The following is a 22,837-nucleotide window of genomic DNA, read 5'->3' as shown; positions in this document are numbered from 1 at the left end:
GCCCTGCTCTTGAGCACCAGAGGCCCATTTGGCCTCTTTTTTTTACCCATGCCCCTAGCTAGCCTCAGTGTCGACCCGCCAGCGGCGTGCGGCTCATTGCTGCATTTCGTGCTCAGCAATCCGATACATTTGCAGTAACCTTAGGTAAAACAGCGTCTGTGGTCTTGCGAGAGCCACCTCTATAGCCCAGCAGCGCCCTACACGTCTAAAGCATGTTTGTCATCATCGGTTACGTCGTCTGCCTCGGCTGCATCTTCGGTGTGTACATCGTGCACGGGGGCAATATCAGCGTGATTCTCAAGGCATTGCCGTTTGAGATCATCACCATTTTGGGCGGCGCACTGGGCGCATTTGTGGTGAACAACCAGCCCAAGGTGATCAAGGCCACCTTGGCCGCACTGCCGATGGCGCTCAAGGGTTCCAAATACACCAAAGAGCGCTACATGGAGCTGATGGCGATGCTCTATGACATCCTGCAAAAGGCCCGCAAAGAGGGGTTGATGGCCATTGAGAAGGATGTGGAAACACCCCACGAGTCCGAGATCTTCAAGAAATATCCCACGGTGGGCAGCGACCACCACGTGATCGAGTTCACCACCGACTACCTGCGCATGATGGTGTCGGGCAACCTGAATTCCCATGAGATCGAAGCGCTCATGGACAGCGAGATCGACACCCACCACCAGGAAGCACACGCCCCGGTGGCCGCCCTGGCGCGCCTTGCAGGCGCCCTGCCCGCCTTCGGGATCGTGGCCGCCGTGCTGGGGGTGGTGAACACCATGGGCTCGGTGGGCCAGCCGCCCTCCGTGCTGGGCGGCATGATCGGCTCGGCGCTGGTGGGCACGTTCCTGGGCATCTTGCTGGCCTACGGCGTGGTGGAACCCCTGGGCGGACTCGTCGAGCAAAAGACCGAGGACGCTGCCAAGGAACTGCAGTGCATCAAGTCCACCCTGCTGGCCAGCATGCAGGGCTACAACCCCGCCACCGCCATTGAGTTTGGCCGCAAGGTGCTGTTCTCCAACGTACGCCCCAGCTTCTCGGAGCTGGAAGGACACGTGAAGGGCAAGAAGTAGCAGGCGCCGCGGATGCAGTAGCCGCGCCGTAACGCCCCACCACCACCATGGCAGAAAAGAAGCTCCAGCCCATCATCATCAAGCGCGTCAAGAAAGGCGGCCACGCGGTGCATGGTGGCGCCTGGAAGATCGCTTATGCCGACTTTGTGACGGCGATGATGGCGTTCTTCTTGCTGATGTGGCTTTTGGGCTCCACGGCCAAGGGTGAGCTCCAGGGCATTGCGGCATATTTCGCTTCGCCGCTCAAAGTGGCGATGACCGGTGGCGACGGTGCAGGCAACAGCTCCAGCGTCATCCCCGGTGGCGGCAACGATCTGGCCAAGGTGCATGGTCAAGTGCGCCGCTCCGATGTGGAAGAAGCCAAGCAGCGCCGCATGAGCATCGATGCCGCGCGGGCAGAACGCGCCAAGCAGGACCAGGAGCGCATCAAGGCCCTGGAGGCCAAGATCGATGCGCTGATCACCGAGAACCCGCGCCTGAATGAGTACAAGTCGCAGATCCGCATCGACATCACGCCCGACGGGCTGCAGATCCAGATCATCGACGACCAGAACCGCCCCATGTTCGACAGCGGTAGCGCGTTGGTAAAACCCTACATGCGCGACATCCTGCGCGAAATTGGAGCAGCCCTCGGTGGCGTCGAAAACCGCATCAGCCTTGCAGGCCACACCGACGCCGTACCTTATGGCAACAGCGAAAAGGGGTACAGCAACTGGGAGCTATCGGCAGATCGCGCCAACGCCTCGCGGCGGGAACTGGTCTCTGCTGGCATGCCAGACGCTAAACTGGGCCGCGTGGTGGGCTTGGCCGCCAGTGATCTGCTGGACCCCAAGAACCCACGCTCGCCCTCCAACCGGCGCATCACCATCACGGTGTTGACCCGGGAGGCCGAAGAACGGCTCATGGGCAAAGGGATTCCTGAAATCACGTCCACAGAACTGTTGACGGAAAAGCGGGAAAATCCCCCCCCAAGCAGGTAACAGTTACGACTTGTCACCAAACCTGCCACCCATGACAATGCTTACAGTAAATCTCGACTGAAAGGGTCCCAAGTGACCACAGCCCTTCGTTTTTTGATCGTTGACGACTTCTCCACCATGCGACGCATCGTTCGCAACCTGCTCAAGGAGAGCGGGTTTGCAGACGCCGACGAGGCCGAGGATGGTGTCGCCGCACTCAACAAGCTGCGCAACAGCAAGTTTGATTTTGTGGTGACCGACATCAACATGCCCAACATGAACGGCTTCCAGCTGCTGGCCGAGATCAAGAAGGACGACAAGCTCAAACACCTGCCCGTCCTGATGGTGACCGCCGAAGCCCGCAAGGAAGACATCGTTGCCGCCGCCCAGGGAGGCGCTGCGGGTTACATCGTCAAACCCTTCACCAAGGCAACTCTGGAAGAGAAAGTGACCTTGATTCTGAAGAAGATGGGGTTATGACACCATGGACGACACACCGGACAACAGCCAGCCTGCCGATGTTCATCACAAGATTGGCCTGCTGACACGTCAGCTTCACGATTCGCTCAACGAGCTGGGTTATGCCGACAAGCTGCGCGGCTCCATGGGCGAGCTGCCCGACGCACAGAGCCGACTTTCCTATATCGCCCGCCTGACGGGAGAAGCGGCCGAGAAGGTGCTCAACCGCGTCGAACAGGCCAAGGCCCAGCACGACTACATTGCGGCGGAAACGCGCCGGGTCGTCAACTCGCTGGTGGCGGACCCGGTGGCGGCTGTGGCCAAGGGCGAGATCTTCAACTTTCTGACCGACGTGGAGCGCGTGACCAAGGAGGCCGACACGCACCTCACCGAAATCATGATGGCGCAGGATTTTCACGACCTCACCGGCCAGGTGATTGCGCGCGTGGTGAACCTGGCAGCCACCATTGAAGAGCAGCTGGTGCAACTGCTCATCCAGACGGCTCCGCCCAGCGCCCAGGTGCCCGCCGAGCCCGTCCGCGCAGCGCATCTTCAGGGCCCGGTGGTGGACCCGGAGAACACCCCCGACGTGGTCACCGACCAGTCCCAGGTGGACGACCTGCTGGCCAGTCTGGGCTTCTGACGCTCCGCTTCCAGTCCGGCAGCCCTACAGCGCTAGTGCAATATGGCCTGATTGCTATCATTTTTGAAAAGAATGACAGCAACCCACAGCGTGGGTCAGACACAGAGCCGCCGCTAGACACACCCCAGGCACCACCGAAAAGAGGGGGCTGCAGCCCCCTTATCAGCCTTTAGATTTCCAGGTCGCTCACGACAATGGCATGACACCAGCCGTCATGCCACCATGGAATCCAGCCAAGAAAAAAGCCTCCCCGCGTCAGAACGCAAGCTGCAAAAAGCGCGCGAAGACGGCCAAGGGGCACGCTCGCGCGACTTGTCGCACCTGGCCATCCTGGGTGCGGGCGCCGCATGCATGCTACTGCTGGCCCCACAGCTGATGGACCGCATGCAGTGGGCCATGAGCCAGCAGCTGGCGTTCAATGCGGCCACGGTGATGGCGCCTGGCACCATGCTCTCGCGGCTGCAGGACATGGTCATCGTGGGCTTGGTGGCCAGCACGGTGTTTGCCACCCTCACCAGCGCTGCGGGGCTGATCAGCGCCATCGGGGCGGGCGGCTGGATTCTCAGTGCCAAGCCCATCACACCGCAGTTCAACCGACTCAACCCGATCTCCGGACTGGCCAACCTGTTTTCCAAGCAGCAGATGGCCAACGTGGCCAAGATGGTGCTGATGACCGCCATCCTGACCTACGTGGCCTGGAAGTTCCTGGGCAACAGCCTCGAAACGGTCGCCATGCTGGTGCTGCAACCCTCGCCGATGGCCATTCGCCAGATTGCAGACTGGCTGACCTCGGGCATGAGCCTGTTGCTGCTGGTCGTGTTTCTGGCTGCCTTGGTGGATGTGCCTTTGCAGGCGTTCTTCTTCAAGGAACGACTGAAGATGTCGCACGAGGAAGTCAAGCAGGAGCACAAGGAGTCTGACGGCAACCCCCACACCAAGGGCCGCATCCGCCAGAAGCAGCGCGAGATCGCCGACCGGGCCAGCGTAGGCGCCGTCCCCAAGGCTGACTTTGTGGTGATGAACCCCACCCACTACGCCGTGGCCCTCAAATACGACGAGAAGACCATGAGTGCGCCCCAGGTCATCTCGCGCGGCACCGACCTCATCGCCATGAAGATCCGCGACGTGGCCAAGGAGCACAACGTGCCTGTGCTGCAGTCGCCCATGCTGGCCCGTGCGCTGTATGCCCATGCCGAGCTGGACCAGGCCATCCCCGCGACGCTCTACACCGCCGTTGCCCAGGTGCTGGCCTATGTGTACCGCCTCAAGGCAGCCCTGCGTGGCGAAGGCCGCATGCCCGACAGCCTGGTGGAGCCTTTCGTGCCGCCTGAACTCGATCCGCTGAACCGCACCACGGTGCAAGGTGCCGCCGTATGAACACCTCCGTAAAGTCTTTGCAGCAATGGGCGGGCACCAATGCCAGCGCCCTGCAGGGCCTGTCGGCACCACTGCTGGTGGTGGCGATTCTGGCGCTGATGGTGCTGCCCATCCCCCCGTGGCTGCTGGATGCATTTTTCACGCTCAACATCGCCGTCGCGCTGATGGTGATGATGGTGGCGGCGTACATGCTGCGTCCGCTGGACTTCGCGGCATTCCCTTCGGTGCTGCTGCTGACCACACTGATGCGCCTGTCGCTGAACGTGGCCTCTACGCGCGTGGTGCTGCTCGAAGGCCACCAGGGCCCTGGCGCAGCGGGTGCAGTGATCGAGGCCTTCGGCCACTTCCTGATCGGCGGCAACTTCGCCGTCGGCCTGATCGTTTTTGCGATCCTCGTAGTGATCAACTTCGTGGTGATCACCAAGGGCGCCGAGCGCATTGCCGAAGTGTCGGCGCGCTTCACCCTGGACGCCATGCCCGGCAAGCAGATGGCGGTGGACGCCGACCTGAACGCCGGCCTGATCGACGAAAAAGAAGCCAAGCGTCGCCGTGCCGAAGTGGCGGAAGAAGCCAACTTCTTCGGCTCCATGGACGGCGCGTCCAAGTTCGTGCGCGGGGACGCCGTGGCGGGCATCCTGATCCTGCTCATCAACATCATTGGCGGCTTCGCCATTGGTGTGTTGCAACACGACCTGTCGGCCAAGCAGGCCGCAGACAGCTACATCCTGCTGGCCATTGGCGATGCGCTGGTGGCACAGATTCCCGGCCTGCTGATTTCGGTGGCAGCCGCCATGGTGATCTCGCGCGTGGGCAAGGACCACGACATGGGCCGCCAGATCGTTCAGCAGCTGTTCATGTCGCCCCGCGTGCTGGGCGTGACGGCGGGCATCCTGATCCTGCTGGGTTTGATCCCCGGCATGCCGCATGTGGTGTTCCTGACCATGGGCAGCCTGCTGGGCTACGGCGCCTGGGTGATGTATGAGCGCCAGAAGGTTCCCCCGGTGGTCGAAGCCCCACCGCCACCCGCCACCGATGGCGAAGCCACCTGGGACGACTTGCAGCCCGTGGACCTGCTGGGCCTGGAACTGGGCTACCGCCTCATCAGCCTGGTGGACAAGAGCCGCCAGGGCGACCTGCTCACCCGCATCAAGGGCGTGCGCCGCAAGTTTGCACAGGAAGTCGGCTTCCTGCCCCCTGCCGTGCACGTACGTGACAACCTCGAACTCAAGCCCAGCGGCTACCGCATCACGCTGCGCGGCGTGGTGGTGGGCGAGGGCGAAGCCTTCCCTGGCATGTTTCTGGCCATCAACCCCGGCGGCATCACCACGCCGCTGATCGGCACGGCCACCACCGACCCTGCCTTTGGCCTGCCAGCACACTGGATCGACGATCGGCAAAAGGAAGCCGCACAAATGGCCGGTTTTACCGTCGTTGATTCCGAAACCGTGATGGCCACCCATTTGTCACACTTGATGCAAGTGCAAGCCGCCAAGCTCCTCAGTCGCACGGAAACGCAGCAACTGGTGGAACACGTGGCCAAGCTGGCCCCCAAGCTCATCGAAGAAGTGGTTCCGAAAATGGTCTCCATCGCAACGTTCCAGAAAGTCCTCCAGCTGCTGCTGGAAGAGTCTGTGCACATCCGCGATATCCGCACCATCATCGAAACGCTGGCTGAGCATGCTGGTGGCGTCTCGGACCCCGTCGAACTGGCCCGCCGCGTGCGCATTGCGCTCTCGCCCGCCATCGTCCAGCAGATCTACGGCCCCACCCGCGAGCTCAACGTCATTGCCATCGAGCCCGGCCTGGAGCGCCTGCTGGTGCAAGCCCTGGGCAACACGGCAGGCCCCGCACTCGACCCCGGCGTGGCCGACATCCTCACACAAAAGGCCGCCGAAGTGGCCCTCAAGCAGGAAGAGATGGGCCTGCCCGCCTGCCTGCTGGTTCCCGACCAGATCCGCAATGCCATCTCCCGCCTGGTGCGCCGCGTAGCGCCCCGCCTGCAGGTGCTGGCACACAGTGAAATTCCAGAGACCCACACCATCCGTATTGGGCCGATCCTTAAAGGTGCATCAGCATGAACATCAAACGCTTTACCGCCCCCACCTCCCGGGAGGCTCTGGCCAAGGCGCGCATGGCCTTTGGCGACGGCACGCTGATTCTGTCCAACCGCCCCACGGCCAACGGCGTGGAAGTGGTGGCCACGGCCGAGGACACGCTGTCGGCTCTGGACGGTGGTGCGCCCACCGCTTCGTCCAACCCGCCCCTGCTGGCGCCCAGCACTGCGCGCAGCACCCCACAGCGCGCCAGCCAATCGGCAGCAGCGTCGGGCCTGGGCCGCAACCCGGTCGAGGAAGACACCGAACAGCTGGCCATGAGCACGCTGTCGTTCCAGGACTATGTGCGCGAACGCATGCTGCGCCGCCGCCACGAGGCACTGAATGGTCCCTCGGAACCCCAGACACTGTCTGAACGCAGCCGCGACCAGGAACCGGAACGTGAACGCATGCCAGCGCCCTCCGTGGCACGCCACAACCCGCTGCGCACCATCCCGATGGACATCCCGCCCGAGCCACCGCGCCGTCGACAGGAAGCTCCCAGCGCCCACCTGATCCAGTCGAACAACCAGCAGAGCGTGATGAACGAGCTGCATGCGATGAAAGAGCTGATCGAAGACCGCTTCAACACGCTGGCCTGGCTGGGGCAGGCGCGCCAGAACCCGATCCAGTCCAACCTGATGCTGAAGATGATCCGTGCCGGATACTCCCCATCGCTGGCCCGCGCCGTGCTCGAACGCATGCCCGAAGACCTGTCGGCGGGCGAATCGGTGCGCTGGCTGATGGAGGTGCTGGAACGCAACCTCAAGACCGACCAGACCGATCCCCCCCTTTATGAACAGGGCGGCATCTTCGCCATGGTGGGCTCTACGGGTGTGGGCAAGACCACCACCACCGCCAAGCTGGCAGCCATGTGCGCCCGCATCCACGGCCCCGGCAGTGTGGGGCTGATCACGCTGGACACCTACCGTGTGGGCGCGCACGAACAACTGCGCACTTACGGGCGCATGCTGGGCATCGTGGCCCACCTGGCGCACGACCGCGCCGCGCTGCAGGACCTGCTGGGCCTGCTCAGCGGCAAGAAGATGGTGTTGATCGACACCACCGGCGTGGCCCCCAGGGACCCCCGCAAGCGCGACATGCTGGATGTGCTGGACCTGCCCCATGTGAACCGCCTGCTGGTGCTCAACGCCGGCTGCCATGGCGACACGCTGGATGACGTGCTGACCGCCTTCAAAACCGACGGCTCGCAACAGGCCATCCTGTCCAAGGTGGACGAGGCCGTGAAGCTGGGCCCCGCCATCGACGCACTGATCCGCCACCAGATGGTGCTGCGCGGCGTGACCAACGGCCAGCGCGTGCCCGAGGACTGGGAGCGTGCCAACGCCCACCAGCTCATCAGCGCCTCCATGCGGTCGCCGGCGAAGTCGGCTTTCGACCCCAAGGCCACGGACCTGAACTTCTTCTTCTCGCACTCTCCTGACACCGTGACGGAGGGGGGGCTGGTCGATGCTTGATCTGGGTTTTCACCAGGCGGCCAGCCTGCACAGCCTCACCCCGCAGGCAGAGCTGCGGCTGCTGGCAGTCGCCAGCCAGGGCAACACGGCGAGCGGCCTGGAAACGCTATGGCAGATCTGCGCCAGCCTGCAGCGGCTGGGCTATCCGGTGGTGGTGCTCGACGGCACGGCGCAGGAGTCCGACGACAGCCCCGGGCTGCTGCACCTGCTGCAACATGCCACGTGGAATGACGGCGCCAGCCTGAACCTGGGCGCCACCGCATCCTCGCTCGCCGTGATTCCAGCGGCCAAGGGGCTGCAGCACCTGAGCCGCAAGGCCAGCGACAGCACACGCTCGCCCATGGAGAGCTTGCTGCCCTGCTTCAGGACTTACGGCCTCATGGTGATTCACGCACCAGCCTCCACCCTGGGGCCCCTGCTCACCCACACGGCCACGGTTCCGCTGGTGGTCATGGGCAGTGGCGCAGCGGGCGTGATGACCAGTTACAAGAGCCTCAAGCAGATTGCGCTACACACTGGCTTGCCCTGCATGGTGGCCGCTTTGCTGCACGGCAACACCGCCGCCGAACGCCGCAAGGCCCAGTCCCAGCTGATGACCTTGCAGGCATGTGCCGAGCGCCATCTGGGCGGCCCGATACGAACCACCACTATTGCCACGCAGAACCCCCAGGAGCTTCAGCGCCTGGCCTTGCAACTGCTGGAAAATGCGGGCACTATGAACGGAGCGCTGGCTGCGCTGACACCCAGCAACTTGACAGGCATGCCTGCGCATTTTGTCCGGAGCCACTGACCAGAGCCTGTGATGCACCTCTACGTACGCACGTTGACCCGAAACGCTCCCCACGGTCTGGCAAGTTGCTGGCCCCGGGCGGCGGAAAAAGATCGGGTGATGGCACCCCCAAGCGGCTCCAGAACAAGATCGCATACCCGCCCTACCAGTGCATAACACCCTCTCTATGTACACCGCCAAAGGCCAGCTTGATCGCGATGCCATGATCCGCCAGCATGTACCGCTGGTCCGGAGGATTGCGCACCACATGATCGCCAAGCTGCCTCCCAATGTCGAGCTGGATGACTTGATCCAGGTCGGCATGATGGGGCTGGCCGAAGCCCTGTCGCGCTACGAAGTGGCACAGGGCGTGCAGTTTGAAACCTTTGCCACCCAGCGCATCCGGGGCGCCATGCTCGACGAGCTGCGTGAGGGTGACTGGATGAGCCGCAGCTCGCGCAAGAGCCAGAAAGACATCGAGCACGCCGTGCACCGGCTGGAGCAAAAGCTGGGCCGCAGCCCGCTGGAGTCTGAAATAGCCGGCGAAATGGGCATGAGCCTGGCGGACTACCAGAACCTGCTGGGCAAGGTGCGGGGTACCCAGCTGGTGTACCTCGAAGACATGACGCATGGCAGCGACGACGAGGACGGGTTTCTGGACCGTCATGTTGCCGACAGCGCGGCCGATCCGGTGGAGCTGCTGCGCGATCAGCGGCTCAAGACGTCACTGGTCAACGCCATCAAAACCCTGCCGGAGCGCGAGCAGCACATCATGGGCATGTACTACGAACATGACATGAACCTCAAGGAAATTGCCGCCGTGCTGGGCGTCACCGAGTCGCGCGTGTGCCAGCTGCACAGCCAGTCCATTGCCCGGCTGCGGGCCAAGATGCGCGCGCACTGAGCCCCCCCCACCGGCGAACACCAGGCGCCGCGCAGGTCGTTGCGCAAGTCGTTGCGCAGGGCCAGAGGGTTACAGGCCGCCGCTTTTCGCGACCGGGCCCACAACCCCTTCAGAACAATGGATGCCGCTCAGCCTGCAGAGCGGTAGATGCGTGCCACACCCGGCGCGGCTCCGCGCGCCCCCAGGCCATCGCCATAGGTAGCTGCCGCATTGGGGGGCAACAGGCCGGCGGCTTGGCGGTCCGTGCTGGCAGCAAGCCGGGCCAGGCTTTCACGGTGCAGGATCAGCATGCCGCGGATCGCATCCGCGCGCTTTTGCAGCGACGCCGGCAAGGGCAACCCCCGCGCGGCCGCCTGCTCCAGCGCACGCGAAAAATCGGCCGCTGCATCACGCAAGGCCGTGCTGTTCTTTTCCAGGGAGGTGGGGTCGGCCGCGAGCAGTGCGGCGGAGACTTGTTCGATCAGCTGCTCAACAGCCGAGAGAGATTCTTCCAGAGACATGGCGCATTGTGCGATGGATTGCGCCCGGGAGCAAAACGCCGGTCAACCCCGCGAGCGGGACAGGATCTCCTGGGCGTTGGACAACAGCTTGTCGGCAATGGCTTCGGCGTCGACCGAGAATTCGCCCTTTTCGATGGCAGCGCGCACTGCCTTGACCTTGCCTGCGTCAAAATCTGCCGTGCTGCGGGTGGCAGGGCTGAGCGCCCGGGCCGCGGTGGACACAGTGACAGGCACACCGGCGGATGACGCCATCAGTGCGTCCTTGGTGGCTCCTTCAGCAGCGCTGGCTGGGGCCTTGGCTTGCTTGGCAAGCCCCGTCGGCGGCAACCCGCCCGGCAGTTCCGGTGTTTGACCTATCTTCATCGCTCTCTCCACCACCCCGTTGGATGTGGGGCATCAGTAGCAATGTTTTCGACCCATTTGGCCCGGACTTTAGCCATTTATTACCGGGGCGTCATCACAGAGTGACATCCACTGTCCCAGAATCATTCACAGTTCCACTCACGATGCGGCCATTCTCCATGCGCACGCGCACAGTCTGCCCGGCAGAGCCTGCGGTCAACGCCTGGCCCGCTGAGCTGACCGCATAGCCCGGCCCCTGGGCCACCACTTTCACCTGCGCACCGGCCTTGAACAGCAGGGGGGCTCGCACCATGGCCTGGCGCACCGCCTGCCCCGCCACCAGTTGGCGGGCCGCGGTCTGCCCTACCCACAGGTCGGGATTGGCCATGACGGGAGAGGAATCGGCCGCCCAGTCCACTTCGGCCTCTGTGGCGTCATTGGCCGTCAACACGGCACCGGGCGCCACATTGTTGGTCAACACCCAGGCCGGGCCAAACGCCTTGATGGTGACGGGCAAAAACACGTTCCATGCGGTGGCGCCCTCCACGCAGCGCAGCCCCAGACGGGTCCGGCCCCACAGGCGGGCACCTACGGGCAGATAGGGTTCAACGCGCGCACAGGGCGCCAGCCGCAGGCGCGAATCCAGTGAGCCAACACTCACTTCCATACGCAGTGGCAGCGCGGAGGACGGATTGCGGGCCAACGCATCGTCCAGCCAGCGCTGGGTAAGCGGCCCCAGGTCCGCCGCGGGGTCTGCCGCCGACTGGGCGTGCGCAACACCATGGGGGCCCAGCGCAGCCACAGCCAATGCACCCACCAGGCAGAACGTACGCACCAAGGCGCCGGCACGCACAACGTGCGACTGCCGGGTGGCGCCGCACAGCGCGGCGTCGGTGTTGGCGTCAGAGAAAAGGAAGTGGGCGGTCATAGGGGCCTCCTGGGCATCGGCTGGCCAGGCTGCCCGCGCACGGGGTGCTACGGAAGGCAGGGGCCATTTCACCCCTGGAACTATAGGCAGATGACCCGGACGCAAAACCCGGAACTGCGCATCCATTTGCCACTTCTTCGCGCTTTAGAAAAAGGGCGCGGTTTCCATAATCGAGCCACGCCAAAAGCCCCCCGGGGATGGCGACTTTGCAACCGACGGTGTGAGGCACACATGCTTGACAAGATGACCAACCAGCTGAATTTTCACGGCAACGCCCTGGTGCTGCGTGGGGAACGTCAGCGCGCCATCGCCAGCAACATTGCCAACGCCGACACCCCTGGCTATGTGGCACGCGACTTCAAGTTCGGCGACGCGCTGCGCGAGGCCACAGGCATGACTTCTTCCGCCACAGGCACTGCCGGCGCAGCGGTCACGCGGCTGGCAACCGGAGGCTCGTACGGAACCGCAGGCACGACCGATCCGCACCATATTCCGCTGCCCACCGTGAATTCCAGCACCAGCATCGACCGGCAAGGCGCCCTGGGCTATGCGGTGCAAACCCAACCGAGCCTGGACAACAACTCGGTGGACCTGGACCGCGAGCGTGCCAACTTCGTGGACAACGCCGTGCGCTATGAAGCCACGCTGCGGTTCATCAACGGCAACGCCAAAACCATGCTCAGCGCCATCCAGGGCCAATAACCAGCCAGCCCCGCAGCGCAGAAAGCGAGCCACCCCATGTCCATGTTTTCGATTTTCAACGTATCGGGCAGCGCCATCAGTGCGCAGTCGCAGCGGCTCAACGTGGTGGCCAGCAACCTGGCCAATGTGGACGCCGTGGCAGGCCCCGATGGTCAGGCCTACAAGGCACGCCAGGTGGTGTTCCAGACAGCGCCCATGGGGGCCGACAGCTCTGCGGGCGTCAAGGTCAGCGGTGTCAGCGAAAGCAATGTGCCGGGCCGCCGCGTGCACGACCCCAGCCACCCGTCGGCCGACGAGCAGGGGTATGTGACGCACTCCAACGTCAACGCGGTTGAGGAGATGGTCAACATGATCTCTGCCTCGCGCTCGTACCAGAACAACGTCGAGGTCATGAACACGGCCAAGTCGCTACTCCTCAAAACCCTGCAGATGGGCCAGTAAGGCAAGAGCCTGCTCCAAGAAGGACACCACCATGATTCTCAGTGCCACCAACGCCCCCACGGTGACGGACTCGTCCAGCACCAAGGCCAACGCGTCCACCGACCCGGCTGCCGCGCAAGACCGCTTTTTGAAACTGCTGGTTGCGCAGCTGAACAACCAGGACCCGATGAACCCCCTGGACAACGCCCAGATGACTTCGCAGATCGCGCAGATCAACACGGTGACCGGCATCCAGCAACTGAACCAGACCATGCAGAGCATGGCTTCGCAGTTCAACTCGCTGCAGGTCATGCAGGGCACAGCCCTGGTGGGCCGCAATGTGCTGACCGAGGGCTCCAGCCTGGCGGTGGCGGACAAGACCGGCAAGGGCGGCTTCGAGCTGGGCTCGGCCGCCACCAACGTGAAGATCGAGGTCACGACCGCAGGCGGGCAGGTGGTGGACACCATCGACCTGGGTGCCAAGGCGGCGGGCCGCCACACCTTCGACTGGGACGCCAGCCAGTACACCGGCTCCACCGATGGGCTGCAGTTCCGCGTGACGGCCGTCAATGGCTCCACCAAGCTGGACTCCACCGCACTGAACCTTGCCAAGGTGACGGCCGCAGGTGCCGAGGACGGACAGCTGGTGCTGAGCCTGTCCAACGGCAAAACCATCAACTACAGCCAGATCAAGGCCTTGGTGTAACACCAGCCTGCTTCGTATCGCGTCAACAGGAGAACACCATGAGTTTTCAGCAAGGCCTGTCCGGCTTGAACGCCGCCAGCAAGAACCTCGATGTCATCGGGCACAACATTGCCAACTCCAACACCGTCGGGTTCAAGGCCTCGCGGGCCGAGTTTGCCGAGATGGTGGCCTCTGCCATCGGCTCGGCAGGGGGCTCCAATGCAGGCATCGGTGTGGAAGTGGGCGCAGTGGCGCAGCAATTCACCCAGGGCAACCTGACCATCACCGGCAACAGCCTGGACGTGGCCATCAATGGCAATGGGTTCTTCACCCTCACGCTGCCCGATGGCACCGCCGCCTACACCCGCTCCGGCAACTTCAAGCTGGACAAGGAAGGCAACATGATCACCAACGACAACGCGTCGGTGATGGGCTACCCGGTGGACCCGGTGACGGGTCTGCGCAGCGGCACCGACCCCATCCCCATGGTGTTCCCGACCGCCGAGCCGATTCCCGCCAAGCAGACCACCACGATCACGGCGGCCTTCAACCTGGACGCCCGCGCCACCGACGCGGCGGGCAACCCCGCAGCCACGCCCCCCATCCCGGCCACGCCGCGCGCCACCTATGGCACGTCGATCAACGTGTTCGACAGCCAGGGCGTGGCCAAACCGGTGAGCCTGTACTTTCAGAAAACTGCCACCGCCAACACCTGGGACGTATACGACGCCCTGGACGACCCCACCGCTGTGCCGCCCGTGGTGGCCACGCCCATCGGCCAGATCACGTTCGACAACAACGGCGCCATCACCGGCCCGGTGGCCACGCCACCCGCCACGGGCTTTTCGCTGCCGCTCACCATCAACCCCACGCCGCCCAACCCCAATAACCTGCCCACCTATACCGTTGACGTGAGCCTGGACAAGGTGACGCAGTTCGGCAAGAAGTTTGCAGTGTCCAATCTGAGCCAGGACGGCTACACCTCGGGCGAGCTGACCGGCATCAACATCGAGAACAACGGGATGATCATGACCCGTTATTCCAACGGCGTGACGCGTGCCGAGGGCCAGCTGGCGCTGTCGAGCTTCCGCAATACGCAGGGCCTGGCCTCGGTGGGCAGCAACAACTGGGTGGCCACGTTCGAGTCGGGCCAGCCCGTCGTAGGCACCGCCACGGATGGCAGCTTTGGCTCGCTGCGCTCGGGCGCCCTGGAAGACTCCAACGTGGACCTCACGGCCGAGCTGGTGAACATGATGACTGCCCAGCGCGCCTACCAGGCGAACGCACAGACCATCAAGACGCAAGACCAGGTGATGTCCACCCTGGTGAACCTGCGCTGACCGGCTGAACCCCCACTGAACCCGCTCAGGACACCGGAGATCCCCCATGGACCGCATCATCTACACCTCGATGACAGGCGCCAACGCCGCCGCCCACCGGCAGGCGGTGCTGTCCAACAACCTCGCCAACGTGTCCACCGGCGGGTTCCGCGCCGAGATGTCCACCTTCCGCTCGGTGCCGCTGCAAGGCGACGGCGCCAAGACGCGCGTGTTTGCGCTGGAGGCCACCTCGGGCTACGTCAACACCCCCGGCCCCGTACAACGCACCGGCCGCAACCTCGACGCCATGGCGGCCGGCAATGCCTGGTTTGCAGTGCAGGGGCTGGATGGCACCGAGGCCTACACCCGTGCGGGCAGCTTTGAGGTGTCGGCCACAGGCCAGCTGCTCACCCCCACCGGCCTGCCCGTGTTGTCCGATGGCGGAGCGCCCATCGACGTGCCGCCCGGTGCCGATGTGTCGCTCGGGTCGGACGGTACCGTGACCTCCAAGATCCCGGGCCAGCCCGCCCAGGCCATTGGCCGCCTCAAGCTGGGCACTCCCACGCCGGAAGACCCGCTCAAGCGCGGCGACGACGGGCTGTTTCGCACCACGTCGGGCGACCCCATGCCCAACGACGCCAACGCGCGCATGCTGTCGGGCGCGCTGGAAGGCTCGAACGTGAACCCGGTCGAATGCATGGTCGGGATGATCGCTGCATCGCGCCAGTTCGAGCAGCAGATGAAGCTGCTGCAGACCGCCGAAACCAACGACAAGACCGCCAGCCAGCTGCTGAGCATGAACGGCTGATGCCGCTGCCACCCCCAGCACGCACCCGCCATAAGGAAGCACCATGATCAACTCCCTCTGGATCGCCAAGACCGGCATGTCTGCCCAGCAGACCCAGCTCGACGTCATCTCGCACAACCTGGCCAACGTCTCCACCACGGGCTACAAGCGCAACAACGCGGTGTTCGAAGACCTGATCTACCAGAACCTGCGCCAGGTGGGTGCCAACACCACCGAACAAAACCAGCTGCCCACCGGCCTGCACCTGGGCCTGGGCGTGCGCACGGTGGCCACCAGCCGCAACTTCATGCAGGGCAGCCTGCAGGAGTCCAAGAACAACCTGGATGTCGCCATCAACGGCAACGGCTTCTTTGAAGTGACCATGCCCGATGGCACCGTGGGCTACACCCGCGACGGCTCCTTCCAGGTCGATGCCCAGGGCCGCATGGTCACGTCCAGCGGACTTCCCGTGGTCAATGGCATCACCATTCCGGCCAACGCCACCAGCGTCAGCATCAGTGCCGAAGGCGCCGTGGCAGTCACCGTGCCCGGCAACACACAGCCGCAGACCGTGGGCAACCTGGCCATGGCCAGCTTCATCAACCCGGCCGGCCTGGAGCCCATCGGGCAGAACCTGTTCAAGGAATCCGCCGCCTCCGGCCAGCCCCAGCAGGGCACCCCCGGCACGAACGGCCTGGGCATCATCAAGCAGGGGTTTCTGGAAGCCTCCAACGTCAACGTGGTGGAAGAGCTGGTCACCATGATCCAGACCCAGCGCGCCTACGAGATGAATTCCAAGGCCATCCAGACCTCGGACCAGATGCTGGCCAAGCTCGCCCAGTTGTGACCGGAACGCCCCCCGCGCTTTTGCCCAGGACCTTCGCCATGCGCACTTTCACACGCCCTCTTCGCCTGCTGCAGGCACTTGGCTCGCTGCGTGCGGGCATCCCCGCGCTGGGCGCAGCACTGCTGTGCGCCGGCTGCGCCACCCTGTCGCCACCGCCGCCGGTGGACATCCTGCCCACCACCCCGCCCCCGCTCGCCGCTGCACCGCGCACCCCGCCCCCGGTGACGGGCGGACTGTTCCACAACGCCAGCTACCGGCCCGCGTTTGAAGACCGCCGCGCGCGCCTGGTGGGCGACAACGTGACCATCCAGATCGTGGAGAACGTGACGGCCAGCCAGAAGTCTTCGTCCACGGTGGACCGTGACTCCAAGGTCTCTGCGGGCGTGACCGCCCTGCCCTTCACCAGCACCAGCTTCACCGACAAGCTGGGCGTGGGCGCTTCGTCAGGCAACGCGTTCTCGGGCAAAGGCGGCACCGAAAGCGCCAACACCTTCACCGGCTCCATCACCGCCACGGTGGTGGATGTGCTGCCCAATGGCCACCTGGTCATCACTGGCGAAAAGCAGATCGGCGTGAACCAGAACGTGGATGTACTGCGCTTTTCGGGCACGGTGGACCCACGCGCACTGCAACCCGGCAGTATCGTGAACTCGACCCAGGTCGCCAATGTGCGCGTCGAATCGCGCGGACGCGGCGCGCAGAACGAAGCCCAGGCCATGGGCTGGCTGGGCCGGTTCTTCAACACCGTCACGCCGTTCTGACCGCACTGGGCGCACCGAAAGCGCCCAGGTCCCCAGTCCTTCCGGCATCCGACGGACGGCTGGGTGCGTCCCTTTTTTCACTACAAATTTGATAGCTATTGGCGCATTTAGCACTAGCGCCTCTGGCCGTTTTTACTCAAAAACCGCCGCCCAGAGCGCCCACGTGCCGTTTCTGCGCGGACTTTGCCGACGCGGCTTCAGACCCAGCCAATAAGCCGGTGAACCCGCTTCTTTTTGGGTTTTAGTTCTGGCCATGGCCTACCACAATGGATGCCATGAAAGCCTCGTCCCATTCCCTCTTGCCCCGCACCGCGCGCGTGCTGTGGCTGCTGCTGGCCCTGGTGGCCGCAGGGCTGACAACGCCTGCACAGGCCTTGCGCATCAAGGAAGTGGCGGCGGTGCAAGGCGTGCGCAGCAACCAGTTGACCGGCTACGGCCTGGTGGTGGGGCTGGACGGCACGGGCGACCAGACGACGCAGATGCCCTACACCACGCAGGCCATGTCCAATTACCTGCAACAGATGGGCATCAGCCTGCCACCCGGCACGGCGTCGCAGCTGCAGCTCAAGAACGTGGCAGCGGTGATCGTCACGGCGCAACTGCCCGCCTTTGCCCAGCCGGGCCAGCAGATCGACGTGAACGTCTCGTCCATGGGCAATGCCAAGTCACTCAAGGGCGGCACGCTCATCGTCACACCCCTTCGCGGCGCTGACGGCGAGATCTATGCACTGGCCCAGGGCAACATGGTGGTGGGCGGCGCTGGCGCGTCGTCCGGTGGCAGCAAGGTGCAGATCAACCACCTGAGCGCAGGCCGCATTCCGCTCGGTGCGCAGGTGGAACGGGCCGTGCCCACCCCGCTCAACGAAGGCGACACCATCAACCTGGGCCTGAACGCCTCGGACTTCCAGACCGCCCGCCGCGTGGCGCAGGTGATCAACGCCAAGCTGGGCAACGGCCTGGCCACCGCGCTGGACGGTCGCACGGTGCAGGTGCGCGCCCCCATCGACCCCGGCGCCCGCGTCGGCTTCATTGCCGACCTGGAAGAGCTGCCGCTCGAATCCTCCACGCCCTCTGCCAAGGTGGTTATCAACGCCCGCACGGGCTCGGTGGTGCTCAACCAGTCGGTCACGCTGGGGCCCTGTGCCATCGCCCACGGCAACCTGTCGATCACCATCAGCTCCACGCCCGTGGTCAGCCAGCCCAATGCGTTCTCGCAGGGGCAGACGGTGGTCACGCAAAAGAGCGACATCACCATCAACCAGGAACCGGGCAACGTGATCCAGATGCCCGCGTCGCCGCAGCTGGCCGACGTGGTCAAGGCCCTCAACACGCTGGGCGCCACACCCGGCGACCTGCTGGCCATCCTGCAGGCCATCAAGGCCGCCGGCGCGCTGAACGCCGAGCTGGAGGTGATCTGACATGGATCGCCCTGCTGCCGCCGCTGCGCGCACCATCCACCGGGAGCGACCATGGCCCTGACCCTGCCCTCGTCCAGCACCACCAGCCCCTCGAACGCGCTGGCGGTCGATATCCGCTCGCTCAACTCCCTCAAATACGACGCGGGCACGAGCAACAGCGCACAGGTCACGCGCGAGGCAGCCAAGCAGTTTGAATCGCTGTTCATGCGCGAACTCATCAAGAGCATGCGCGACGCCACCATGAAGTCCGGCCTGATGGAGGGCGAGCAGGCCAACCTGGGCCAGGACATGCTGGACCAGCAGCTGTCTGTGAATATGTCGGGCCTGCAGGGCGGCCTGTCGGAAGCCATCGCCCGCCAGCTTTCGCGCCAGATGGGCGGTGCGGACACCAACTTTTCGGTGCCGTCCACGCTGAGCCTGCCGCAGGCACAGAACCGGTCTGCGACCTCCGCCACCACGTCTTCCGTCGATACCACACTGCCCGTCCCCAAAGGCCGCGAAGGCTTTGTGCAGCACCTGAGCGGCACCGCCGAGCGCGTGGCGCAGGAAAGCGGCATTCCCGCCAGCTTCATGCTCGGCCAGGCCGGGCACGAAACCGGCTGGGGCAAGAGCGAGATCAAGACTGCCAACGGTGGCAACTCGTTCAACCTGTTCGGCATCAAGGCGGGCAAGGGCTGGACCGGCAAGGTGGCCGAGATCACGACCACCGAATACATCAACGGCACACCGCGCAAGGTGGTGGCCAAGTTCCGTGCGTACGACTCGTACGAGGATTCCTTCCGCGACTACGCCAAGCTGATCACCGACAACCCGCGCTACGAAAAAGCCCAGGCCACCGCCAAGACGGGCTCTGCCGTGGCCTACGCGGCCGAGCTGCAAAAGGCCGGTTACGCCACCGACCCGGAGTACGCCAAGAAGCTCAGCGGCGCTATCAACAGCGCGCTGCGTGTACAGCGCGCCCAGGCGTGATGGACGAGAAGAACCGAGGTAAGCCATGAGTCTGCTCAACGTCGGCGCCCGCGCCCTGCTGGCCAACCAGGTGGCCCTGCAGACGGCAGGCCACAACATTGCCAATGTCAACACACCCGGCTATTCGCGCCAGACGGTGGTGCTGCAGACCGTGCAGGGCCAGTTCACGGGCGGTGGCTACATCGGCCAGGGCGTGGATGTGCAGACCATCTTGCGCAACCAGAGCGAGCTGCTCACGCGCCAGTCGGCCGCGGCTGGATCGACCCAGGCGGCCGACGCCATCCGCGCCCAGCGCCTGAGCCAGTTGCAGGAAGTGTTCAGCGGCGGCACCCAGGGCCTGGGCGCCGCCATCAACGACATGATGAACGCGTTCTCGGACGTGGTCAGCAGTCCCACCGACATCACGGCACGCACGGTGGTCCTTACGCGGCTGGACGAAACGGCCGCACGCATGCGCACCGCCAGCGACCGGATCAACGAGATCGAGTACACCGTCAAGGAACAGCTGCAGAGCAGCGTGACCGCCATCAACAGCCTGGCCACGCAGATGGCGGCCATCAACGAGCAGATTGCCCGGGCCACCGGCAACGGCCAGAGCCCCAACGACCTGCTGGACCAGCGCGACCAGATCATCCGCGACATCAACCAGTATGTGCAGACCACCCAGATCCCGGCGGATGACGGCACCGTGGGCCTGTTCGTGGCGGGCAGCCAGCCCCTGGTGCTGGGCAGCACGGCCGCCAGCCTGTCGATCGACGATGCAACGACCTTCCCGGGCAGCGGACAGTCCAAGCTGTTTTTCAACCGCCCCGGCGCCACCCCCGTGGAGCTGGACGAAAACGTGCTGGGCGGTGGCAGCGTCTCGGGCCTGCTGCGCTTTCAGAACACGGACCTGAGCGAAGGGCGCAATCTGCTGGGCCGCATGGCGCTGGCCATCGGCATGACGATGAACGACCAGCAGAACCTGGGCCTGACGCTCGATGGCGTGCCAGGCAAGGATCTGTTCGCCCTGCCCACCAGCATGCCGGGCCATACCAACGGCGCAGGGGTGGGCACGGTGTCGTTCACCGGCCCCACACAGTTTGCTGCGTCCGACTATGAGATTCGCTTCACCACGGGCACAGCCGGGCAGGTGGTGCGCCTGTCCGACGGCCAATCAACCCCGTTCACCAGCGCTGCCAACCTGGCCACGCTGCAGATCGATGGGCTCAACTTCAACCTGACCACGCCCGGCAACCCTGGCGAGCGCATGCTGTTCAAGCCGTTCAGCACGGCTGCCAACAACATCCAGGCGCTGGTGTATTCGCCGCGCGACCTGGCAGCCGCCAACCCCATCAACGCCGCCATGGGCACGGCCAACGGCGGCACCATGCAGCTGGGCAGCCTCAAGGCCACGGGCCTGCCCAACCCGCCGGGGCTGGTGCTGCCGGCAAATGCCAACCCAGCAGCCATTCCGCCCATCCTGGGGGGTATCCAGTTGCAGTTCACCGCCGGGCCGCCCACGACCTACGACGTGCTCGACCGCGGGACCGCGCCACCCACCTCGCTGGCGACTGCGCAGCCCTACACCTCGGGCCAGCCCATCTCGATCAACGGCTGGGAGATCACGCTGCAGGGCACCCCCAAGACGGGCGACACCGTGGTGATCGGCAATGCGCTGGACCCGCAGTACGGAGACGCCTACACCCGCAACGCAGGCAACGCGAATGCCCTGATGGGACTGCGCGACGTGAAAATGTTTGACGAGTCCACCCTCTCCGACGGCTACGCTGGCGCCATTGCCCAGGTGGGCACACGCACCCAAAGCGCCAAGTTTGCGGAGCAGCTGTCGTCCACCATCGCAGCCAACCTGGAGCGCGACCGCACAGCAGTGTCGGGGGTGAACCTGGACGAAGAGGCCGCCAAGCTGATCCAATACCAGCAGGCCTACCAGGCCTCCGCCAAGATGATCCAGATTGCGCAGAACATTTTTGATTCGCTGATCCAGGGCCTGGGCCGATGAATGCCGCCCCTGGCGTGAGGAGTTCGACATGAGCACAAACATCTACCGCGTCGGCACGGCCAACATGTATGACAACGCGCTGCGCAACCTGGGCGCGCGCCAGACCAGCCTGACCACGCTGCAGGAAAACCTGACCTCTGGCAAACGCGTGGTGCGCGCCAGTGACGACCCGGTGTCGGCCGCGCAGGCCGAGCGAGCCCTCAACCGCCTGTCGCGCATCCAGACTGAGCAGCGTGCACTGGAAACCCAGCGCAATGCGATTGCACAGGCCGAATCGTCGTTGGGTGATGCGGTGAGTCTGGTACAGAACTTCCGCGAGCTGGTGGTGAACGCTGGCAGCGCAGCACTCACCCCCAACGACCGCGCCACCATTGCCAACCAGCTGCAGGGCCTGCGTGAGCAACTGGTGGAAGTGGCCAATCGCAAGGACACCAATGGCATCCCGCTGCTGGGCGCGCTGGGCAGTGCCCTGGCACCGTTCCTGGGCCCACTGAGCAGCAGCCCCGACTACGTTTTTGACGGCTTGCCGGGCCAGACCGCCAGCAATGGCGTCACCATCCCCGGCACCGTGGACGGCGACGCCGCCTTCATGTTCGACCCCAACCGCGATGGCGTGTACACCGCCAGTGTCAGCACGATCCCCAACGCCCGCCAGCTCACCACGACTCCCATCACGCCTGTGGACAAGAGCCTGATCACTGGTGACAACTACACCATCACCTTCAGCGCGGTGGGTCCGGGCGCCACGACCGGCACCAGCACCGCCACCTACACGCTGACCAACACCACGACGGGTGCCGTATCCGCGCCGGTCACAGTGCCTGACTACCCCACCGACAAGCCGGTCACTATTTCCGTCACCGGCATTCCGGGGCTGACCTTCGATATCAAGGGCAACCCCGGCAACGGCGACACCGTCACCCTGCAGCCCAGCCCCAGCATGTTCAGCACGCTGGACAGCGCCATCAATGGCATCCGCAACGCCCCCAACAGCAACGCAGCCATCCAGGCCGTGGGCCAGGCGCTGGCCAACGTGGACGTTGGGCTGGAGCGGCTGCACAACATCCGCGGCTTTGCCGGCGAGCTGCTCAATCGCGCAGACCGCATCACCGGCGACCAGGACAAGCGCTCAATCCAGCTGGAAGGCGACCGTTCGCGGGCAGAGGATCTCGATATGATCAAGGGCATTTCCGACTTCCAGAACCAGCAGGTGGGTTATGAGGCTGCACTCAAGTCCTATGCGCAGGTTCAGAAGTTGTCGCTGTTCAACTTTATTGGCTAGGAGCCTGTGCGGCAGAGGGTGTTCGGGCGCAGAGCCCATCGCACGCTGTGCCAGCAGGCTTCAGCACCGGCTGGTGCACCGTGGCGACACCCATCCCGCGAGCGCTGGCTGGCCCTGTTT

General features: G+C 64.6%; 23 protein-coding genes. 20 read left to right on the top strand and 3 right to left on the bottom strand.

Going from position 1 to position 22,837, the window contains the following annotated elements:
- Positions 1-212: 212 nt before the first annotated feature.
- The 9 genes from motA to IB236_RS21085 all read left to right on the top strand — a co-directional run bounded on the left by motA (position 213) and on the right by IB236_RS21085 (position 9,755).
- Positions 213-1,073, top strand: coding sequence for a flagellar motor stator protein MotA (motA, locus tag IB236_RS21125; protein WP_056748020.1), 861 nt, complete (start codon positions 213-215; stop codon positions 1,071-1,073).
- Positions 1,074-1,120: 47 nt separating this feature from the next.
- Positions 1,121-2,053, top strand: a complete 933-nt coding sequence (gene motB, locus IB236_RS21120) for a flagellar motor protein MotB (protein WP_056065694.1) — start codon at positions 1,121-1,123, stop codon at positions 2,051-2,053.
- 72 nt (positions 2,054-2,125) lie between these two features.
- Positions 2,126-2,512, top strand: a complete 387-nt coding sequence (gene cheY / locus IB236_RS21115; protein ID WP_010466076.1) for a chemotaxis response regulator CheY — start codon at positions 2,126-2,128, stop codon at positions 2,510-2,512.
- Between the two features lie 4 nt (positions 2,513-2,516).
- The gene (locus IB236_RS21110) at positions 2,517-3,134 is read left to right on the top strand and encodes a protein phosphatase CheZ (protein ID WP_056748017.1); all 618 of its coding nucleotides are present in this window, start codon (positions 2,517-2,519) and stop codon (positions 3,132-3,134) included.
- 222 nt (positions 3,135-3,356) lie between these two features.
- Positions 3,357-4,511 (top strand): flagellar biosynthesis protein FlhB, encoded by a 1,155-nt coding sequence (locus IB236_RS21105; protein WP_192422112.1) that lies wholly within the window; start codon positions 3,357-3,359, stop codon positions 4,509-4,511.
- The gene (gene flhA / locus IB236_RS21100) at positions 4,508-6,589 is read left to right on the top strand and encodes a flagellar biosynthesis protein FlhA (protein ID WP_056065684.1); all 2,082 of its coding nucleotides are present in this window, start codon (positions 4,508-4,510) and stop codon (positions 6,587-6,589) included. Before IB236_RS21105 ends, flhA begins: the two co-directional genes overlap by 4 nt.
- Positions 6,586-8,082, top strand: coding sequence for a flagellar biosynthesis protein FlhF (gene flhF / locus IB236_RS21095; protein ID WP_192422110.1), 1,497 nt, complete (start codon positions 6,586-6,588; stop codon positions 8,080-8,082). Before flhA ends, flhF begins: the two co-directional genes overlap by 4 nt.
- Positions 8,075-8,872 (top strand): hypothetical protein, encoded by a 798-nt coding sequence (locus IB236_RS21090; protein WP_056748013.1) that lies wholly within the window; start codon positions 8,075-8,077, stop codon positions 8,870-8,872. Before flhF ends, IB236_RS21090 begins: the two co-directional genes overlap by 8 nt.
- Before the next feature lie 166 nt (positions 8,873-9,038).
- Positions 9,039-9,755: an RNA polymerase sigma factor FliA gene (locus IB236_RS21085; protein WP_192422109.1), complete on the top strand. Its 717-nt coding sequence runs from the start codon at positions 9,039-9,041 to the stop codon at positions 9,753-9,755.
- A gap of 128 nt (positions 9,756-9,883) precedes the next feature.
- On the opposite strand, the gene IB236_RS21080 is transcribed toward IB236_RS21085, so the two are convergent.
- From IB236_RS21080 to flgA, 3 genes are all read right to left on the bottom strand, one after another.
- Positions 9,884-10,255: a hypothetical protein gene (locus IB236_RS21080; RefSeq protein ID WP_192422107.1), complete on the bottom strand. Its 372-nt coding sequence runs from the start codon at positions 10,253-10,255 to the stop codon at positions 9,884-9,886.
- Positions 10,256-10,297: 42 nt separating this feature from the next.
- On the bottom strand, positions 10,298-10,618 hold the full coding sequence (flgM, locus tag IB236_RS21075) for a flagellar biosynthesis anti-sigma factor FlgM (protein ID WP_056065669.1): 321 nt from the start codon (positions 10,616-10,618) through the stop codon (positions 10,298-10,300).
- A 94-nt stretch (positions 10,619-10,712) separates the two neighbouring features.
- Positions 10,713-11,525 (bottom strand): flagellar basal body P-ring formation chaperone FlgA, encoded by an 813-nt coding sequence (gene flgA / locus IB236_RS21070; protein WP_225581286.1) that lies wholly within the window; start codon positions 11,523-11,525, stop codon positions 10,713-10,715.
- A 231-nt stretch (positions 11,526-11,756) separates the two neighbouring features.
- Here flgA and IB236_RS21065 point away from each other — a divergent pair, with 231 nt between their 5' ends.
- From IB236_RS21065 to flgL, 11 genes are all read left to right on the top strand, one after another.
- Positions 11,757-12,227 (top strand): flagellar basal body protein, encoded by a 471-nt coding sequence (locus tag IB236_RS21065; RefSeq protein ID WP_056065666.1) that lies wholly within the window; start codon positions 11,757-11,759, stop codon positions 12,225-12,227.
- Between the two features lie 36 nt (positions 12,228-12,263).
- On the top strand, positions 12,264-12,668 hold the full coding sequence (flgC, locus tag IB236_RS21060) for a flagellar basal body rod protein FlgC (protein ID WP_056065662.1): 405 nt from the start codon (positions 12,264-12,266) through the stop codon (positions 12,666-12,668).
- 31 nt (positions 12,669-12,699) lie between these two features.
- A complete protein-coding gene (locus IB236_RS21055; protein ID WP_056065659.1) occupies positions 12,700-13,353 on the top strand; it encodes a flagellar hook assembly protein FlgD in 654 nt (217 codons plus the stop codon).
- 38 nt (positions 13,354-13,391) lie between these two features.
- Positions 13,392-14,672 (top strand): flagellar hook protein FlgE, encoded by a 1,281-nt coding sequence (gene flgE, locus IB236_RS21050; RefSeq protein ID WP_192422105.1) that lies wholly within the window; start codon positions 13,392-13,394, stop codon positions 14,670-14,672.
- Between the two features lie 46 nt (positions 14,673-14,718).
- Positions 14,719-15,459, top strand: coding sequence for a flagellar basal-body rod protein FlgF (flgF, locus tag IB236_RS21045; RefSeq protein WP_056065654.1), 741 nt, complete (start codon positions 14,719-14,721; stop codon positions 15,457-15,459).
- A 43-nt stretch (positions 15,460-15,502) separates the two neighbouring features.
- Positions 15,503-16,285, top strand: a complete 783-nt coding sequence (gene flgG, locus IB236_RS21040) for a flagellar basal-body rod protein FlgG (RefSeq protein WP_056648212.1) — start codon at positions 15,503-15,505, stop codon at positions 16,283-16,285.
- Between the two features lie 38 nt (positions 16,286-16,323).
- A complete protein-coding gene (locus IB236_RS21035) occupies positions 16,324-17,046 on the top strand; it encodes a flagellar basal body L-ring protein FlgH (protein ID WP_056065648.1) in 723 nt (240 codons plus the stop codon).
- A gap of 266 nt (positions 17,047-17,312) precedes the next feature.
- Positions 17,313-18,464, top strand: a complete 1,152-nt coding sequence (locus IB236_RS21030) for a flagellar basal body P-ring protein FlgI (RefSeq protein WP_370539937.1) — start codon at positions 17,313-17,315, stop codon at positions 18,462-18,464.
- Between the two features lie 51 nt (positions 18,465-18,515).
- Positions 18,516-19,433, top strand: a complete 918-nt coding sequence (flgJ, locus tag IB236_RS21025) for a flagellar assembly peptidoglycan hydrolase FlgJ (RefSeq protein WP_099729168.1) — start codon at positions 18,516-18,518, stop codon at positions 19,431-19,433.
- Between the two features lie 25 nt (positions 19,434-19,458).
- Positions 19,459-21,435 (top strand): flagellar hook-associated protein FlgK, encoded by a 1,977-nt coding sequence (gene flgK, locus IB236_RS21020; protein WP_192422103.1) that lies wholly within the window; start codon positions 19,459-19,461, stop codon positions 21,433-21,435.
- Positions 21,436-21,463: 28 nt separating this feature from the next.
- Positions 21,464-22,717: a flagellar hook-associated protein FlgL gene (flgL, locus tag IB236_RS21015; protein ID WP_192422101.1), complete on the top strand. Its 1,254-nt coding sequence runs from the start codon at positions 21,464-21,466 to the stop codon at positions 22,715-22,717.
- Positions 22,718-22,837 lie beyond the last annotated feature (120 nt).

Source organism: Acidovorax sp. ACV02 (assembly GCF_014851475.1).
In the GTDB taxonomy this organism is placed as follows: Bacteria; Pseudomonadota; Gammaproteobacteria; order Burkholderiales; family Burkholderiaceae_C; genus Acidovorax; species Acidovorax delafieldii.
Note: the sequence above shows the minus strand (reverse complement) of the source record. Positions and strands in the feature narration are given on the sequence as shown.

Excerpts from the sequence above, each read along its gene's own strand:
- motA (WP_056748020.1), top strand. The coding sequence starts at position 213 with ATGTTTGTCATCATCGGTTACGTCGTCTGCCTCGGCTGCATCTTCGGT.
- motB (WP_056065694.1), top strand. The coding sequence starts at position 1,121 with ATGGCAGAAAAGAAGCTCCAGCCCATCATCATCAAGCGCGTCAAGAAA.
- IB236_RS21110 (WP_056748017.1), top strand. The coding sequence starts at position 2,517 with ATGGACGACACACCGGACAACAGCCAGCCTGCCGATGTTCATCACAAG.
- IB236_RS21105 (WP_192422112.1), top strand. The coding sequence starts at position 3,357 with ATGGAATCCAGCCAAGAAAAAAGCCTCCCCGCGTCAGAACGCAAGCTG.
- flhA (WP_056065684.1), top strand. The coding sequence starts at position 4,508 with ATGAACACCTCCGTAAAGTCTTTGCAGCAATGGGCGGGCACCAATGCC.
- flhF (WP_192422110.1), top strand. The coding sequence starts at position 6,586 with ATGAACATCAAACGCTTTACCGCCCCCACCTCCCGGGAGGCTCTGGCC.
- IB236_RS21090 (WP_056748013.1), top strand. The coding sequence starts at position 8,075 with ATGCTTGATCTGGGTTTTCACCAGGCGGCCAGCCTGCACAGCCTCACC.
- IB236_RS21085 (WP_192422109.1), top strand. The coding sequence starts at position 9,039 with ATGTACACCGCCAAAGGCCAGCTTGATCGCGATGCCATGATCCGCCAG.
- IB236_RS21080 (WP_192422107.1), bottom strand. The coding sequence starts at position 10,255 with ATGTCTCTGGAAGAATCTCTCTCGGCTGTTGAGCAGCTGATCGAACAA.
- flgM (WP_056065669.1), bottom strand. The coding sequence starts at position 10,618 with ATGAAGATAGGTCAAACACCGGAACTGCCGGGCGGGTTGCCGCCGACG.
- flgA (WP_225581286.1), bottom strand. The coding sequence starts at position 11,525 with ATGACCGCCCACTTCCTTTTCTCTGACGCCAACACCGACGCCGCGCTG.
- IB236_RS21065 (WP_056065666.1), top strand. The coding sequence starts at position 11,757 with ATGCTTGACAAGATGACCAACCAGCTGAATTTTCACGGCAACGCCCTG.
- flgC (WP_056065662.1), top strand. The coding sequence starts at position 12,264 with ATGTCCATGTTTTCGATTTTCAACGTATCGGGCAGCGCCATCAGTGCG.
- IB236_RS21055 (WP_056065659.1), top strand. The coding sequence starts at position 12,700 with ATGATTCTCAGTGCCACCAACGCCCCCACGGTGACGGACTCGTCCAGC.
- flgE (WP_192422105.1), top strand. The coding sequence starts at position 13,392 with ATGAGTTTTCAGCAAGGCCTGTCCGGCTTGAACGCCGCCAGCAAGAAC.
- flgF (WP_056065654.1), top strand. The coding sequence starts at position 14,719 with ATGGACCGCATCATCTACACCTCGATGACAGGCGCCAACGCCGCCGCC.
- flgG (WP_056648212.1), top strand. The coding sequence starts at position 15,503 with ATGATCAACTCCCTCTGGATCGCCAAGACCGGCATGTCTGCCCAGCAG.
- IB236_RS21035 (WP_056065648.1), top strand. The coding sequence starts at position 16,324 with ATGCGCACTTTCACACGCCCTCTTCGCCTGCTGCAGGCACTTGGCTCG.
- IB236_RS21030 (WP_370539937.1), top strand. The coding sequence starts at position 17,313 with ATGGATGCCATGAAAGCCTCGTCCCATTCCCTCTTGCCCCGCACCGCG.
- flgJ (WP_099729168.1), top strand. The coding sequence starts at position 18,516 with ATGGCCCTGACCCTGCCCTCGTCCAGCACCACCAGCCCCTCGAACGCG.
- flgK (WP_192422103.1), top strand. The coding sequence starts at position 19,459 with ATGAGTCTGCTCAACGTCGGCGCCCGCGCCCTGCTGGCCAACCAGGTG.
- flgL (WP_192422101.1), top strand. The coding sequence starts at position 21,464 with ATGAGCACAAACATCTACCGCGTCGGCACGGCCAACATGTATGACAAC.